This is a genomic window from Trichormus sp. NMC-1 (assembly GCF_001858025.1).
Taxonomy (GTDB): Bacteria; Cyanobacteriota; Cyanobacteriia; order Cyanobacteriales; family Nostocaceae; genus Anabaena.
This window is the reverse complement of record NZ_LZQD01000005.1, coordinates 310,234-326,344: the sequence shown is the minus strand read 5'-3', so window position 1 is coordinate 326,344 and position 16,111 is coordinate 310,234. Positions and strand designations below refer to the sequence as shown.

General features: G+C 39.4%; 13 protein-coding genes and 2 pseudogenes. 7 read left to right on the top strand and 8 right to left on the bottom strand.

The window, feature by feature from the left end; genetic code table 11:
- Nucleotides 1–3: 3 nt before the first annotated feature.
- Complete coding sequence (locus tag A9Y75_RS17725; protein ID WP_071190850.1) at nt 4–1,311, bottom strand: AAA family ATPase; 1,308 nt, start codon at nt 1,309–1,311, stop codon at nt 4–6.
- Nucleotides 1,312–1,369: 58 nt separating this feature from the next.
- On the opposite strand from A9Y75_RS17725, the gene A9Y75_RS17720 reads away from it, so the two are divergent.
- Nucleotides 1,370–1,792, top strand: coding sequence for a DUF29 family protein (locus A9Y75_RS17720; RefSeq protein ID WP_071190849.1), 423 nt, complete (start codon nt 1,370–1,372; stop codon nt 1,790–1,792).
- A gap of 59 nt (nt 1,793–1,851) precedes the next feature.
- Here the strand turns inward: A9Y75_RS17720 and A9Y75_RS17715 are convergent, their stop codons facing one another.
- The gene (locus tag A9Y75_RS17715) at nt 1,852–3,444 is read right to left on the bottom strand and encodes a 2-isopropylmalate synthase (RefSeq protein WP_071190848.1); all 1,593 of its coding nucleotides are present in this window, start codon (nt 3,442–3,444) and stop codon (nt 1,852–1,854) included.
- Between the two features lie 91 nt (nt 3,445–3,535).
- Nucleotides 3,536–4,057 (bottom strand): NYN domain-containing protein, encoded by a 522-nt coding sequence (locus A9Y75_RS17710; RefSeq protein ID WP_016951503.1) that lies wholly within the window; start codon nt 4,055–4,057, stop codon nt 3,536–3,538.
- A gap of 836 nt (nt 4,058–4,893) precedes the next feature.
- Between A9Y75_RS17710 and A9Y75_RS30215 the strand changes: the two genes are divergently transcribed.
- Nucleotides 4,894–5,022, top strand: coding sequence for a hypothetical protein (locus A9Y75_RS30215; protein ID WP_269086310.1), 129 nt, complete (start codon nt 4,894–4,896; stop codon nt 5,020–5,022).
- 264 nt (nt 5,023–5,286) lie between these two features.
- Nucleotides 5,287–6,326: pseudogene (locus A9Y75_RS17705) on the top strand (serine/threonine-protein kinase); the annotation flags it as partial.
- A gap of 66 nt (nt 6,327–6,392) precedes the next feature.
- Here the strand turns inward: A9Y75_RS17705 and A9Y75_RS27750 are convergent.
- Nucleotides 6,393–6,488, bottom strand: a pseudogene (locus A9Y75_RS27750) (Uma2 family endonuclease); the annotation flags it as partial.
- Nucleotides 6,489–6,630: 142 nt separating this feature from the next.
- On the bottom strand, nt 6,631–6,813 hold the full coding sequence (locus tag A9Y75_RS17700) for a hypothetical protein (RefSeq protein WP_071190846.1): 183 nt from the start codon (nt 6,811–6,813) through the stop codon (nt 6,631–6,633).
- 300 nt (nt 6,814–7,113) lie between these two features.
- Between A9Y75_RS17700 and A9Y75_RS17695 the strand changes: the two genes are divergently transcribed.
- A complete protein-coding gene (locus A9Y75_RS17695) occupies nt 7,114–7,854 on the top strand; it encodes a hypothetical protein (protein ID WP_071190845.1) in 741 nt (246 codons plus the stop codon).
- A 46-nt stretch (nt 7,855–7,900) separates the two neighbouring features.
- Here A9Y75_RS17695 and A9Y75_RS17690 read toward each other — a convergent pair whose 3' ends face one another.
- The gene (locus A9Y75_RS17690) at nt 7,901–9,034 is read right to left on the bottom strand and encodes a quinone-dependent dihydroorotate dehydrogenase (protein WP_071190844.1); all 1,134 of its coding nucleotides are present in this window, start codon (nt 9,032–9,034) and stop codon (nt 7,901–7,903) included.
- Between the two features lie 85 nt (nt 9,035–9,119).
- On the opposite strand from A9Y75_RS17690, the gene A9Y75_RS17685 reads away from it, so the two are divergent.
- The 3 genes from A9Y75_RS17685 (at nt 9,120) to A9Y75_RS17680 (ending at nt 13,443) form a co-directional block, all read left to right on the top strand.
- Nucleotides 9,120–12,029 carry a GAF domain-containing protein gene (locus A9Y75_RS17685; protein ID WP_236721448.1) on the top strand — a complete coding sequence of 970 codons (2,910 nt, stop codon included), beginning with the start codon at nt 9,120–9,122 and terminating at the stop codon, nt 12,027–12,029.
- A gap of 269 nt (nt 12,030–12,298) precedes the next feature.
- The gene (locus A9Y75_RS26705; RefSeq protein WP_083389648.1) at nt 12,299–12,469 is read left to right on the top strand and encodes a DUF2256 domain-containing protein; all 171 of its coding nucleotides are present in this window, start codon (nt 12,299–12,301) and stop codon (nt 12,467–12,469) included.
- Nucleotides 12,470–12,489: 20 nt separating this feature from the next.
- Nucleotides 12,490–13,443, top strand: coding sequence for an isoaspartyl peptidase/L-asparaginase (locus A9Y75_RS17680; protein WP_071190843.1), 954 nt, complete (start codon nt 12,490–12,492; stop codon nt 13,441–13,443).
- 144 nt (nt 13,444–13,587) lie between these two features.
- Here the strand turns inward: A9Y75_RS17680 and glmU are convergent, their stop codons facing one another.
- Complete coding sequence (glmU, locus tag A9Y75_RS17675) at nt 13,588–14,988, bottom strand: bifunctional UDP-N-acetylglucosamine diphosphorylase/glucosamine-1-phosphate N-acetyltransferase GlmU (RefSeq protein WP_071190842.1); 1,401 nt, start codon at nt 14,986–14,988, stop codon at nt 13,588–13,590.
- Between the two features lie 212 nt (nt 14,989–15,200).
- Nucleotides 15,201–16,106, bottom strand: a complete 906-nt coding sequence (locus A9Y75_RS17670) for an MnmC family methyltransferase (RefSeq protein WP_071190841.1) — start codon at nt 16,104–16,106, stop codon at nt 15,201–15,203.
- Nucleotides 16,107–16,111 lie beyond the last annotated feature (5 nt).

The window sequence follows — 16,111 nt, the reverse complement described above, 5'->3', positions numbered from 1 at the left end:
TATTTATAATCCTCTTGCAAGACGTTCCATTTTCAAAAAAGCATGATAGGCAACATCATCACTATATGGTTCTATTAATTCATCCAGTTGTGTTTTTAACTTTTCCAATTCTTCAGGAGATGAATTACTAGAATTTTCTAGCATCTGATAATATCTTTCTGCTGTTTCCATCATTGTTTGATATCGCTCATTTCTGTATGGATTAGGAACGTGCATCACGTTTTCTGTGATATATTCTATATTCTTATTTTCATATTCTGCCGCTGGTATTAAATCTGGGTTATTTAAATCAATCAGTTCCCCATCTCTTAAAGACTGGATAATATGTTCAGAATGGGTAGTGGCAAAAAATTGAATTTTCGGAAATGTTCTTTTTAAATCTTCGACAACTCGACGTTGCCATTTAGGATGTAGATGTAAATCAATTTCATCAATAAGTACGATACCTGGTGTAAGTCGAGCAGCTTCACCTTCAAATTGGGGATTTAGAGTAACACAACGATAGGCGATATCAGCAACCATTCCTATCATGTTACGCACTCCATCGCTTAACATTTGAAATGGTAAAGTTCTTCTATCTTTTGAACTTGCAACTAATTCTTTTCTGGAGATGTCAAATTTCACATCTTGCCAGTCTTCCATACAATTTTTAATAGCTTCTTTGACTGCGGACAAGATGCCAATAGTTTTTCCTTGTTGTAAAGATACCAATTCCCATGTTTTAAACCACTGTATTAATTTATCAGGTTCATAGGACTTTGTAAGACAATTTTTATACCCTAAAAATCGAGAACCAGGGGAAAGTGTTTTGAGATTTTTTGTTTCTCTATTTCTATGTTGAACCCAAAGGCGACCTGTACTGTAATATGAAATTACGGGCAAAATAATCTTGTCTCTATCTTGTTCTTGAATACGAACTTTTTGCTGTAATTCTCTAGCATATTGTGATATTTCTTTTGCATCTTCACGAGTTGTAGTACCACCATCTGTTTTTATCTCTCTTGTCCATGAAATTTCTGGGACATCTTCAAAACAACCTTGACAATATACAACAACTGGTAGAATTGGTTCTAGTGTCGGTGTTTGTCCTTCTTTCCTGATGATATGACGAATTTCATCTTTCAGAATCTTGCGTGTATCAATATTATCAATCCCTAAGAAAAAACTTCCTACACCTACTGCTAGTGCATCAAGAATTGCAGTTTTTCCTGTAGCATTATCACCAATAAAAACGTTAAACTGATCGGAAAACTCAAAAACTTTATGCTCAAAGCATCGAAAATTCTCAAGTTCAAGCTGTCTGATTTTCATGTTATCCTCACAAATATCATTTCATCAGGTAAATTCAATAATACATTAAATAACCAATATGGAAGAACTACTCGAACTCAGACAACTTCTAGAACAGGGTAAAATTCCTGAAGCTTTATTATTAGTGGATGAATTAGAAGAAATGAGCCTAAGTGATAAAATCAATAAAATTGATAGTTATGGCGTAATTCTACTCATCCATTTAATCAAACAAAAAGCTGAAAAACGTTCTACCCGTTCTTGGGAAATATCTATAGAAAATGCAGTGCGGGAAATTAATAAAATTAATAAACGCCGCAAATCTGGTGGTGTTTACTTGAATCAAATAGAATTAATGGAAATTCTGCAACAAGGATATCAAGTAGCACTAAAAAGAGCGGCGATAGAAGCATTTGAAGGACGTTATGAAACAGAAGAATTAGCACCTATGGTTAATGAACAAGAAATATTAACTCATGCTTTGGAATTAATTCAAAAGTAGTCAGAACTCACAGATCCCCGACTTCTTCAAGAAGTCGGGGATCTAGGGTATATATGTTATTATGCTGTCACTTCTTCCTTGACTTCCTTCTGCAATGCAGAATACAATCTATTCAGTGCATTCACGTAAGCCTGAGCAGATGCCACAATGATATCGGTGTTGGCTGCATGACCTGAAAACACACGCGATTCATATTTTAAGCGGATGGTTACTTCTCCAAGAGCATCAATTCCTCCTGTAACCGATTGTACGGAGAATTCAATCAAGTCGTTAGGTACATTCACTACCCGATTGATGGCTTTATAAACTGCGTCTACTGGGCCTGTACCAATAGCTGCGTCGGTTAATTCTTCACCGTCGGGGGTGCGGAGAGTAACCGTAGCGGTGGGTTTGGCGTTGCTACCGCAAGAAACCTGCACTAACTCTACCTGAAACAAAGCAGGTGATTGTTGGATTTCATCGTTAACAATGGCTTCCAAATCCCAATCTGAGATTTCTTTCTTTTTATCCGCTAATTCTTTGAATCTGACGAAGGCTTTATTTAATTCGGTTTCTGACAGTTCAAAGCCCAATTCTTTCAAGCGGGTTCCGAAAGCATTTCTGCCAGAATGTTTGCCCAAGACGATTTGATTGTCTGTCAAACCAATCAATTGAGCATCCATAATCTCATAGGTGAGCTTGTTTTTCAACACCCCATCTTGATGAATACCAGACTCGTGTGCAAAGGCATTAGCCCCGACAATGGCTTTATTTGGTTGCACCAACATTCCTGTCAAGTTGGAAACAAGACGTGAAGTTTTGTAAATTTGTTTGGTGTCAATATTCGTGAGGGGTGCTTCAGAATCTTCTGAACGTCCTAAGAAGGGGTTAAAATATTGCCGTCTGACGTGCAGTGCCATGACCAATTCTTCTAAAGCCGCATTTCCTGCCCGTTCACCAATACCGTTGATGGTACATTCTAACTGCCTTGCACCATTTTTGACGGCTTCTAAGAAGTTCGCAACGGCTAAACCCAAGTCGTTATGGCCGTGAACGGAAATAATGGCTTGGTCGATGTTGGGGACATTTTCGATAATGCCTTTAATCATGTCCCCAAATTCGCTGGGTGTGGTGTAACCTACGGTGTCAGGAATGTTAACTGTTGTTGCACCAGCTGCGATCGCTCTCTCTAATACTTGATAAAGGAATTGTGGATCAGAACGAGCCGCATCCATTGGCGAAAATTCGACATCATCCATGAAGGACTTAGCATAGGCTACCATTTCTTCTGCGATCGCTAACACTTCTGCCCTTGACTTCCGCAGTTGATACTCTAAGTGAATATCAGAAGTAGAAATAAAGGTGTGAATTCTGCCGTGAACTGCTGGTTTTAATGCTGCCGCTGCCGCTTCGATATCTGCTTTAATGGCTCTAGCCAAACTACAAATTACAGGGCCATCTTCTGTCCCTACAATTTGGGCAATTTTCTTAACTGCCTCAAAATCTCCAGGACTAGCAAAGGCAAAACCAGCTTCAATAATATCCACACCTAGACGCGCTAATTGCTTGGCAATAATCAGCTTTTCGTCTATATTTAGAGTCGCTCCTGGACACTGTTCTCCATCTCGCAGTGTCGTATCAAAGATGATAATTCTGTCTGCTTGATTTCTCATCGCTTTTGGGTTGTTTAGTTTTGATTGTGGGCTTAAAATACCTTGAACTTTATTTTTTAACTCTTGGTTTTGTAAATAATTGTTAACTTTACTAACCTTCCGTCTTTTCTATTTGGTCTCTAATATCGTTCAAGTCTATATATCTATCCGTAGCATTGCGTAATTCTCTCGCTATCATTCCTTCTGTTGATACGACTGTTATGTGCGTATTTTTTGAGCGTAATAGTTCTATTGCTCTTTCAAAATCACCATCGCCGCTGAATAAGACAACTCTGTCGTACTGGTCTACTGTATTAAACATATCTACAACAATTTCAATATCTAAATTCGCTTTTTGCGAGTAACGACCAGAGACATCATCGTAGTATTCTTTGAGAATTTTAGTGCGTACTGTATATCCCAAACTAATTAGCGCATCTCGAAAACCACGTTGATCTTGTGGATCTTTTAAGCCAGTGTACCAGAAGGCATTAATCAATGTCGTTTCTGACTGCTCGTTTTTGAAGTATTCTAACACTCGTCGCGGGTCAAAAAACCAGCCATTTTTTTGTTGAGCATAGAACATATTGTTTCCATCTACAAAAATAGACAGACGATTCATTGGAGAACCCATAGAAATTTACACCTAAATAATAGATAAGAATGTAAGATGGAAGCATAGATTATAGCAATTCTTAATTGGCAAAGTCGCTAATATCTATAAAAGGTAGTTTTCATGTATAGCTTTTATCTTACCTCTGTCAAAGCAGAAAATTGGCTAAAACATTAAATTTGTGAGACTTATAACTAAACCTGTTTAACCTCCAACGCTTTCAAAAATCCCCTGTGATCAAAAATCTACCAATAAAATTGACTCTTTAACACCATTGGGATCTGGATATCAATCAAGTTTACTCCTAAAAGAGGTATGACATAGAGACTTGGGTGGGATCTAGGCTGATACGCATCAATATATTTTCTCATTAACCGTAGGAATTATTTCCTGGTAAGTATTAATATTTAAGCGGTGGGAGAAGACTCCCAGGGAGGGTAGCCTAGTCTAACCTTGTTTACCAGCCACCTTTTGCCTACACACTGCCAAACCAAATTATACGGGTTAGTGATAGAAGGATCAAAGTTTCTTTTCCTTCTTCTGTCCAATTGGTTAAGTTGAGTACTAGCGTTAGGATAGAATCTGGCTGTCATCAATGGCAAAGAAAGGTGAAGTTAGTCTGGTTCATCATCTGTGCAACAATCACAGAGACGACGAATCCAGTCAGACAAATAGTTGAGCCGTATTTGTATAGATAGTCTTTTAGTGTAACTGTACTCATGGAAGTTTAGTAATAATTAAAGCATACTTCACAAATGTATAATAAAATATTTTCATTGAAGTTTTATTTCAAAATGTTGCTATTAAAACCTTTTCCTTATAGATGTGCAGCTTATGCCTAGATTATCATCAAGTTGATGAAAGCGGATGTGCGTTCGGTAGCTTTAGATATAGTTTTTGATATACCAAGTAGCTATGGTGAGGCTAATAATCACCAATTTCAGCAGGTGTCACCACAATATCGGAGTATAGCCGTTGCCAGATAACGTATTCACATAAACTGTATCCCTGACGTTCGCAGAAGTTATCATCAAACCCAGACACAAAAAGACTTTCAAGCCTGTTTTAACAAATAAAGTTACTTTAGCTGCACGTTCTGACTGAAAATTTTACGGTAGGCTTCACCTACGTAGGAGAGAAGTTTACCAGTGAAGTCTTATATTTAATTAATTCTACCTATTTATGTATTTGAATCAGAAAACTGGAACAATGATTTACAGCCAGAAAAGGTTTTCCAAAATCACAGAAAACTCAACCAATAACAACTATTATTAATTTTTCATAACTGCAAAGTTTATCCAGTTATTCAGAAGATTATCAGTCAACACTTTTGCACCTACAAAAATTAATTTAGCAAAGGGATTTAACATTGAATGCTAAAATACTTGCCGGACGCTACAAACTTATTAAAGTTCTTGGTGCAGGTGGATTTAGTGAAACCTATATTGCAGAAGATATACAGCGTTCTGACAACCGCCAATGTGTAGTCAAACATTTAAAACCAGCTACAACTAAAGCCGAGACTTTAGCACTTGCTAGGCGTTTATTTAGTTCAGAAGCAAAAACCCTAGCCAGACTAGGAACACATAATCAAATTCCTCAGCTTCTAGCATCTTTTGAAGAAGATCAAGAATTTTATTTAGTGCAAGAGTACATACTTGGGCATCCATTAAATCAGGAATTACTATCAAGTAAATGTATCGCTGAAAGTTTAGTTATCCCCATTTTAAAAAACTTGTTGCACATATTAAAATTTGTCCATGAAAATGGTGTAATTCATCGAGATATTAAACCGAACAATATTATCCGCCGTCACTCAGACTGGAAACTAGTATTAATAGACTTTGGGGCGGTGAAAGAAGTCAGCAACCATATCACAGAAAATATTGATTCAACAGCCTTGACTATTGGTATTGGTACTAAAGGTTATGCACCTAGTGAACAATGTTTTGGTCATCCTCAATATAATAGCGATATTTACGCCATTGGCATGATTGGAATTAAAGCCTTGACGGGGATTTTTCCTCATGAGTTAGTAAGAGATATTGATGGCAAAGTAAAATGGATTGATCAAGCTAAAGTTAGTCAGCCCTTAGCAGCAATTATCAATAAAATGGTATTAGATGATTATAAAAAACGATATCAATCTGCATTAGAAGTTTTAGAGGAACTGGATAAATTGCCAATTTGTGAAAATGGTAAAATTGGTTTTTATACAGATTATTCCACAGATAATTTATCTTTATGTGACGCTGACTCTCCCACCACACCTTGGACGGGATTTTCGTAAATATTAAAATAAAAATATTTCATGTTTATGATTTAATGCTGATATGTTTATGAATATTGCATTAACTTACTCAAAAACAACACCACTATAAATTTCCATCATTGGTAACTCAACTCCAACAGACTCTAAAAAAATAGATTGTTCCAAATTATTAAAATCGCTACGCTCAACGGAGGTAATCATAATTTCTTAACCAATTACATTGAAAGTCCCTATAATTTTATCCTAGATGTAGGTTTGGTTGACGGAAGGAAACCCAACATCAACAATACTTTTGTTGGGTTTCGCTGTCGCTTAACCCAACCTACAATTTTATTAACTTTACGTCAGACAAAATCCTTAAAATAGGATTCCGTTTTAGCCATTCATACCACCAAATCTGTGCTAAAGCATCTGAGGGAATATCTGCTGGTAAATCTTCCCAACCTTTGACAACCCACTCAAATAATTGACGGTGATTTTCTGTGGGTGGGTTGACATGGAACAACCCTCGATAAGTCGGCCTAACCAGGCAAGGTAGGCGCTCTGACGTTTAAGATATCCGCTACGGTGAAAGCTAACTCCTTTGGGAATGCCACTTGTAGTATTAATGTGGTACACATATTTCTGGTTGTCAAGGGGATAGAAAAAAAATTGCTTCTCTTGGTGTCACGCGTCACTTTTTCCCTATGTCAGTGGCTTTTGCCGAATAATTGTCCACATTTTTGCCAAAAAATACAAACAAATGTCCAAATTTTTGCCAAGATAGAAATATTATTTTGTAAAAATTCACTTGGCAAAAATCAGCATGAGTGAAAAAGCCATAGAAAATTACGGGAAAAGTTTTCTCGTTCTAATTTTGCCGATATCGTTTTTGATTGTTTTCCTGGTCAATACCTGGAGAATTTTACTGCTAATCTTAGCGCTGCTGATGGCCTTCAACCTTTGGCAGCAATATAGATGGGATAAGTGGTGTGAGCAAGTTAACCCACTTTTTTATCAGTTAATTCGGGAAAACCAGGGAAAAATTACACCGATGGATTTGGCAATCAAGGGTGATTTTTCTGGGACGGTGGCAAAACGCTATTTAGATGATAAATCTAAAGAATTTGGCGCTAGTATACTGGATTCTGAAAATGAGAGTCCGTCTTACTACTTCATAACTGCCAGTATTCTGGGCGATATACTTGATAGTAGTGAGCCAGTAGAAAAACTTCCTGCTCGTCCGGTGACTAATGTTGCTCGTTCTTTTTTAGCACCACCGGAAATAATTTCCCAGGAAGAAGAAATACAAACCGAAACCGAATTATTACCCGAAACTAGCCATGAGAAAGTTAAAAAACCTCTGGAAGAACAGTTAGTTTTTGGTTCACTTATTCAATCTGAATTAGCTAAAAGGCTAAGTGTTTATTCCAGTACGGTTTATAAACGGCGGAATGACCCTGATTTTCCAGAATGGACTCGCAGCCGTGATCCTGATGGAATTGCTTGGTCTTATTCGCGTAAGTCTAAAGAGTTTTTCCCTGTAGAAGAATTAGGTGACAGGTGACAGGTGACAGGGAATAGAAGGAAGTTTACCAATTACCCATTACCAATCACCTATTACCAATCCCGATAGCTTGACTGATGGAGGTTAAGCCGTTTTCTTCTAATTTGGTTAATAAGCCGGTGAGGATACGGCGTACCATCATTGGCCCTTCATAAATCCAGCCTGTATAAACTTGGATCAGGCTTGCACCGGCTGTGATTTTTTCCCAAGCATCCTCAGCGGTAAATATGCCACCTACGCCAATGATGGGGATTTCTCCTTGGGTTTGCTGGTAAATAAAGCGAATTACTTCTGTAGAACGTTGCCGCAATGGCGCTCCGCTAATTCCCCCTGCTTCTTCTTGGGGGGATTTACCAGTTTGAGCAATTACTGAAGTTTTTAGTCCTTCACGGCTAATTGTAGTGTTGGTGGCAATAATTCCGGCTAATTTGTATGTTTTAGCGAGGGAAATAATATCAGCGATCGCTTCCCATTCTAAATCTGGTGCTATCTTCACAAAAACGGGCTTTTGTGAATGATTTTCTGTTTGTAATACATCTAATATTTGACTGAGCATGGCAGCATCTTGGAGCGATCGCAATCCTGGTGTATTGGGAGAAGAGACATTCACTACAAAATAATCACCCAAATCTTTAAGTAAGCGAAAGCTCTCCAGGTAATCCTGTGCTGCTAGTTCCAAGGGTGTTATCTTAGATTTACCTAAATTTATGCCTATCGGTACTGAGCGAGTTAATTCTTGCTGACTCGATGCCAATCTAGCTGCCATTGCTGCCGCACCAGAGTTATTAAAGCCCATGCGGTTGAGGGCGGCTTGATCTAATGGTAAGCGAAACAAACGGGGAGGAGGATTTCCAGGTTGTGGATGATATGTGACAGTACCCAGTTCAGCGAAGCCAAAACCAAAACTAGACCAGATTCCCGCCGCTAGTCCATCCTTATCAAAACCAGCGGACAAACCTACAGGGTTAGGGAAATTTAGCCCAAACAGATTTTGTTCTAAACTTGTATTATCTAGGCAAAAAGACCTTTGTAGGCTGCTATTTAACCAGCTAAAAGGAGGATTATAGCTTGCTTGTGATAGCCAGCTAAAAGTACGAATAGTTTGCTGGTGTAACCACTCTGGATCTGTTTTGACCAGAGTGAATAAAAAAGGATTAATTACTGCTTGATAAATATCCAAACTAGGTTAACATCTACCAATTATTAACAAATACCAGATTAATCAGAATTTTTCTCTGGTGATTATAAATATAATACTACAACTTATGTCAACAGATAATCAGATGGAGCAGCCAAATCAACCTCTATCAGCCGAACAACAAATCCTGTTGTTGTTCCAAATCCTCCATAAACTTAGAGAAGAGGAAAATGTTGACGTTCTGATCACAACTACAATTACTTATCTTCAACAACAGTTTGACTATCCATTGATTTGGATTGCTGTTTATAATCAGGCAAATAAAACCTTGTATGGCAAAGGGGGTATTACGCCTGATGGTGACACAAGTTATTTACAAAGATCCGTTGTATTAAATCCAGGGAATTTATTAGAGCCAGCTGTAACAGAACTGCGTCCCGTGGGCATACCTAATTTACAAGAACAAGTCCGCGCCTCAGAATGGCAAGAATTAGCCATAAAATACAATATCCAGGGAACAATTATTTTACCAATTCACTATAAAAATAGATGTTTGGGTCTGGTGTTAATTGGTTCACAACGCTGGGGATACTTACTGAGTGGAGAAGCAAGAGCAAGACTGTTAATAGTTGTAGGGGAACTGGGAATAATACTTAATCAAAAGGAAAAAGCTTGGCAACAACAGGAAACCCCAAGTACGAGCGAGGAATTATTAAAACTGCTGGAAAATTTACGCTCCCTTAACGACTTCAATAAAAAGTTAGAAACAGCAGTCGATGCCACCCATAAATTTGTTTCCCCCACTCGGACAAATATTTACTGGTATGAACGGGAAAGACATTATTTCTGGTGTCGCATGAGTAGTCAGCTGGTGAGCATGGGTCGTAATTTAAGCAATCAGCCCCCCACCGCAGGGATAACAGTACAGGAGTTAGGCGATGTTTATTTCAATTTGGCAGTTAATGAAGTAGTCTGCATTAGTGAATCGAGCGGTTCTATCAACAACAATTTGCAGGGTAAATTGTTGCAAAGCTTGGGGGTGCGATCGCTCTTAGCTGCGCCGATCATTCTGCACAAAGACTTAGTGGGCTTTCTGGCGGTGGAAAGTACTGAACCGCAAGTTTGGACTCAAGCCGACAAACATTTCATCCAAGGTGCGGCTGGGTTAATCTCCTTAGTTGCTCCCACTGACAGCATGGAAAGCACCATCGGACAAATTCAACAAGACAACCAACTGATTAAGCAAATTACCCAAGCTATTTATAAAGATCAAGACCTACCAGAAATTTTATACCCTTGTGCCAAAATCATTATAGAGCGGTTAGCGGCAACGCAGTTTTTGCTTTTACAGTACCAACCCAACCAAAATATTTATCAAGTTTTTTACCAAAGTGCAATCAAGCATCGCCGCGCTTGGAGATTGAGTCTTACCGCTCTCCCAGAAATAGATTTTCAGATGTTGCAAAATGCAACGCAAGCATTAGAGATTGAAAACTTAGACGCAGATTTGCCCTTATTTACCTGGCGCTCTCAGTTACTAGAAAATGGTGTGCGATCGCTTTTGATTTGTAACTGTATTCAAGGTCATACGCCGCAAATACTCTTGGTGATTACTCACGAAACTCATCGCTCTTGGACAACTCAAGAAAAAGAATTGTTGTGGTTCTTCAGTCAGCAAATAGGTGTCATCGTTCGTAATTGGCAGTTACGTATAATTACTCAAGAGCAGGAAAAAATTTCCCAGATATTCAAACAATACCCTAGCATCTTGATAGAAGCTGAAAGTGGGACTATTGAGAAAAAAGCCCTAAAACACATAGCAACTGTATTGCAATGTCCACTGGCCGTCATTCTCTCTTGGTCTCCTAGTCAGGAATGGGCAACAATTATTCCAGGGGTAATGACCAATAATCACTTTGGGATTGTTGAAAATATTCCTATTTCCATCGAGAGAGATGTTCTGATCGAGTTGGCAGTGGCACATAATAGTTACGTGATTTTCAAAGCGTATGATTTACCACCAGCAACCAGGCAATGGTTAACTGTTCCTGATCGTGGTCAAGTTTGGGTGATGGCATTACGTAGTACGGCTGATTCTCAACCTATAGGTATAGTGTTGCTGGCAGATTATGCAGAACAAGCTTGGTCAGATATCAATCTCAGTGTTACCGCAACTCTTGTTTCTCAATTAGCTTGGTGGCAAAGTCAACAGCAAATTATCCAAGCTCTAGAGTCCAATAGTGAGGGATTGCGAGAACTCAACTGGTACAAACATCGACGTTTAGAAGAAGTCCGGAGAATGTTGAATCAGACACTCACTAAGATTCATGATTTAGGTATTCCGGCTAATGAACTGACTCAAATGCGTTACAAGCTGCTGCTACGGCAGTTAGACTATATCACTAACTCTATGACCGGAGTGATTAAACAGGAGCAATGGCAGCTACACATGAGTTGGGAAACAATGTCAATTTCCAGTTTATTGAAGCGTGCAATTGAACGAGTAGATACTTTAGTTAAACAACAACAGATGTGGATAGGTGTGCATGGTTTAGCACAACCGACTGAACCAGTCACAGCCTCCAAAAGCTCTTCATTATCTGGAGAACTGCTGACGGCATCTAATCCATCTCCATTAGCTACATCTGGGGATATCGTCAAAATAGAATTCATTGTCCACGAGTTGTTATTGGCTGCCTGTAAACGTTCTCCAATTGGTGAAAGAATTGATATCTGGTATAACCAGTTAGATGAGCGATCGCTAGAACTGTTAATTACAGATCATGGCATCATTGATCCATATCTATTAGCAGAGTTAAGCCAAAATGGACACAAGAATGTACTGGCTTCTGCAAATCTCAACCAACCACCTGGTTTGCATCTGCTAATTTGCAAACACCTGATCCAACAGATGGGAGGAGAATTGCAAATATATCAATCACCAGATCATCGAGTAGTCAGTCGCTTAGTATTGCCTTTAGCTCCTAGTAATTCTGAAGGAAATACTATAGGTAATACTTCGTCGCTTACTCAGTAGTAGTATTGAGTAATATATAGCAGGAGTCAGAAGGGGCGTATTGCAATACGCCCGTACAGGAGGAGTCAGTGCGGTGGACGGGTTTCCCGACTTGTAGCAACTGCCGTCAACTGCCGTTCAGGAGTAAAACCCTCTTGTAGTGGGAGTTTCATTATCAATTGATGTCCTAACCACCCTGTCCACGGCTATATATCAATTCACTTAATTCAACCTACAAATAAATCCCCGCGTCTCCGCGTCTCCCCATCCTTTAACAACGAATTCTAAATATGGGACGTAATATTGCTAAATCTAATCTACCTGAAAAAATCTGTGTAGTCTGTCAACGTCCCTTTAGTTGGCGCAAAAAATGGGAAGATTGTTGGGACGAAGTGAAATATTGCTCTGAACGTTGCCGTCGTCGTCGTTCTCAGGCTAAAAATGAAACGAATCAAAGTTAAAACTAGACAAACGCAATTAAATGACTTTACAAGTAAAACCTAAATTAATTATTCATGGTGGGGCTGGTAGTTCTCTCCAAGGGAAGGGAGGAATAGAGGCTGTAAGGCGATCGCTCTATACTGTCATCGAAGAGGTCTATTCTCACCTCCTAGCAGGTGCTACAGCCTCAGAAGCCGTGGTGCGCGGTTGCCAAATATTGGAAGATAATCCCCGTTTTAATGCAGGTACTGGTTCGGTACTTCAATCTGATGGGCAAATTCGCATGAGTGCTTCTTTGATGGATGGTACATCAGGGCGTTTTAGTGGTGTAATTAATGTTTCACGGGTAAAAAACCCCATTGAGTTGGCGCAATTTTTACAAACCTCCCCAGATCGGGTTTTGTCTGATCACGGTTCATTGGAGTTATCGCGGGAGTTGCAAGTTCCTACCTACAATGGTTTAACTGATTTACGCTTGCAAGAATGGATACAAGAACGCCAGGATAACTTTAAAAGCACGATGGCTGGGGTAGTCGCTGAACCAGAACTAGCCCAAAGCAGTAATGCGGGACGGGGTACAATTGGTGTAGTAGCTTTAGATGGCTATGGCAAATTAGCGGCTGGTACTTCCACTGGTGGTAAAGGCTTTGAACGTATTGGTCGAGTCAGTGATTCTGCTATGCCTGCTGGTAATTATGCTACTAATAATGCTGGTGTCAGCTGTACTGGGATTGGCGAAGATATTATTGATGAGTGTTTAGCAGCGAAGATTGTCATCCGTGTTAGTGATGGTATGTCTTTGCCAGAAGCTATGTTGCGCTCATTTACCGAAGCTAGTAAGAATGCACGGGATTTGGGTGCGATCGCTCTTGATGCCACTGGAGCTATATCATGGGGTAAAACTAGCGAAATTATTCTTGCTGCTTATCACAATGGTGACACTATTGGCGATACTTTGGAATGGAATGATGGCGAGTTGATCGGTTATTGTTGAGGAGGATTTTTTTAAACGCAGAGGGACGCTGAGGTTAGCGCAGAGGTTCGCTGAGGTTTTTTGAGGTGCGTTCCGAACGCACCCTACAAAATCTTAAAGCCGTGGACAGGGTGGTTAGGACATCAATTGATAATGGAACTCTCACTAAAAGAGGGTTTTACTCCTGACTCCTGACTCCTGACTCCTGCTAGAATTTTCAGTTTTTCTCTTCCAACCTGGTTTAACTACCTGACGACTTCTGGCAATTACTAAAGCATCGTTTTCTACATCTTCCGTTACTGTGGAACCTGCGGCTATATAAACATCATTTCCCACAGTAATAGGTGCAACTAACACACTATTAGAACCTGTTTTGGTGCGATCGCCTATTTTAGTTCTATGTTTCTTTACTCCGTCGTAGTTGGCGGTGATTGTCCCTGCACCAATATTTACCTGAGTTCCGGTTGTAGTATCGCCTAAATAGGATAAATGAGCTACATTAGTGCGATCGCCTAATTGGGTATTCTTCAACTCGACAAAATTACCAATTCGACAACCAGCACCTACCTCAGAATGACCGCGCAAATGAGCATAGGGACCAATGCGAGTTTCTGCTTGCACAACGCTATCTGTGACTACAGAATACTGCACAGTGACATTTTGACCCAATTCGCTATTTTCAATTAAACTACCAGGGCCAATGCGACTACCGGACTGAATCATAGTTTTACCGCGCAGGTGCGTTTGCGGTTCAATAATCACATCTGGTTGTAATTCCACCGTTTCATCAATGGTAATACTTGCAGGATCAATTAGCGTTACACCAGCTAAAAGCCATTTTTCCTTAATGCGTCTTTGCAAAATATCGTTAGCTGTGGCTAATTGTAATCTGTCATTAATTCCTAAAATTTCTTGGTAATCTTCCACATCTACAGCCATTACTTTTCCCACTTCAGTAACGGCATCTGTAAGATAATATTCTTTCTGGGCATTATTTGCTGCTAAATGAGGCAAAAACTTTGCTAAATCTGGCCAACGGAAACAGTAAATACCAGCATTAACGCGGTTATTTTCTCTTTGGTTAGAAGTGCAATCTTTATCTTCTACTATTTTCTGCACAATACCGTCACAATCACAAAAAACTCTTCCGTAACCTTGGGGATTGGATAACTGTGCAGAGAGAATAGTACAAGAATTTTGATTTTCTTGATGGGTTTGTAACAGGTTTTTCAGAGTTTCTGCACGCAACAAAGGTACATCACCATTCAAAATCAGCAAATCCCCAGTATAACCTTCCAAATAGGGAAGTAATTGTTGGATAGCATGACCTGTACCTAATTGTAAAGTCTGTTCCACAAACTCTAAACCAGGAATTTCCGCCATTGCCGTTTTCACTTGTTGGGATTGATAGCCAACAATTACTAATCTCCGTTCAGGTGAAAAGGGTTCGACGCTTTCAATAACTCTCTCAACTAAAGATTTTCCACCTAAAGAATGTAAAACTTTAGGCAGGTTTGATTTCATTCTTGTTCCTTTTCCTGCCGCGAGAATTGCTACAACAACCATAATTAAGTATCAGTAAATTTCAATGATGAATATTTTTAGTATTTTCCGATTCAGACTAAAATCATATCAGTTAATCAATACATACTGAAATTTTCATAAATTATATAGCGTTCCCTAATTACATTAGATCCAGTACATCATAGTCCCCTCCTCGCTTGCGGGGAGGGGGTTGGGGGTGGGGTGTTTGTATCTCACACTAATTACAAAATATTTTAACTCCACCTTTTTTTCCATTGAGAGCTAGTTTCTAAAATAGAGGCTTGTTGTTCTTGTTGTCTTCGCATAATTATAACTTCCGCAGCATCCCTCAATTGGGGATCACGGTAAGGAATAGCCGCACGAGTTTGTAAATGTTCTTTTTCCTCTTCTGAAAGAGGGGGAAGAGGACGAATTTCTTCCTCCTCATCTCCCCAATTATCCACCGACTCATCTCTGGGATATCCGGCTATGGTACCAGGTGTCTGTCTTCCTATGGGTGTGGTAGAACCTATGACTAAGCCAGCTGCTAAAAGTGCAGTGCGTACAGCCGCAGCACAGGAATAAGTCGCTAGTAAGCCATTTTGATGTAAACACAAGGCGACTTTTTGTATAAATTCCACAGTCCATAATTGTGGACAATGCGGTGGTGAAAAGGGATCAAGAAAAATAGCATCAGCTTGGAAACCTGACTGATGTACTAATTGAATTGATTCTCTAGCATCACCTATGAGTAACTTTGCTTTTAAGCGTTCTGTATAAGATTGATGCCCAAAAGCTAGTTCGGTCAAGGTTTGTCTGAACGCGTAGTCCCAATCATAGAATATACGCTGGTTAATGGCTGCTTTTGGGACTTCTGGATTTAGTTCTAAACCAATGACTTCAACATAACAAATGGGATTTGCTTCCCAAATTACTTGTAACGCTGCGGCTGTGTTGTATCCTAGACCATAACAAACATCTAAAATCCTGACTATTCCATTTCCGGCTGCTTTCTGCACTTGAGTAGGAAGTGCAAACTTCAAATAACTCTCTTGTCTAGCTCCATAATGGCTATGAAAAGCCTCGTCAAATTCTTCGGAAAAGAAGGTAAAAGAACCATCTTGTGTTTGTTGGGGTGTAAAATTATCTGAATATGACATTTTGT

Bases quoted from the DNA above. Each gene is read 5' to 3' on its own strand.
- A9Y75_RS17725 (WP_071190850.1), bottom strand. From the start codon at position 1,311: ATGAAAATCAGACAGCTTGAACTTGAGAATTTTCGATGCTTTGAGCAT.
- A9Y75_RS17720 (WP_071190849.1), top strand. From the start codon at position 1,370: ATGGAAGAACTACTCGAACTCAGACAACTTCTAGAACAGGGTAAAATT.
- A9Y75_RS17715 (WP_071190848.1), bottom strand. From the start codon at position 3,444: ATGAGAAATCAAGCAGACAGAATTATCATCTTTGATACGACACTGCGA.
- A9Y75_RS17710 (WP_016951503.1), bottom strand. From the start codon at position 4,057: ATGGGTTCTCCAATGAATCGTCTGTCTATTTTTGTAGATGGAAACAAT.
- A9Y75_RS30215 (WP_269086310.1), top strand. From the start codon at position 4,894: ATGAAAGCGGATGTGCGTTCGGTAGCTTTAGATATAGTTTTTGATATA.
- A9Y75_RS17695 (WP_071190845.1), top strand. From the start codon at position 7,114: ATGAGTGAAAAAGCCATAGAAAATTACGGGAAAAGTTTTCTCGTTCTA.
- A9Y75_RS17685 (WP_236721448.1), top strand. From the start codon at position 9,120: ATGTCAACAGATAATCAGATGGAGCAGCCAAATCAACCTCTATCAGCC.
- A9Y75_RS26705 (WP_083389648.1), top strand. From the start codon at position 12,299: ATGGGACGTAATATTGCTAAATCTAATCTACCTGAAAAAATCTGTGTA.
- A9Y75_RS17680 (WP_071190843.1), top strand. From the start codon at position 12,490: ATGACTTTACAAGTAAAACCTAAATTAATTATTCATGGTGGGGCTGGT.
- glmU (WP_071190842.1), bottom strand. From the start codon at position 14,988: ATGGTTGTTGTAGCAATTCTCGCGGCAGGAAAAGGAACAAGAATGAAA.
- A9Y75_RS17670 (WP_071190841.1), bottom strand. From the start codon at position 16,106: ATGTCATATTCAGATAATTTTACACCCCAACAAACACAAGATGGTTCT.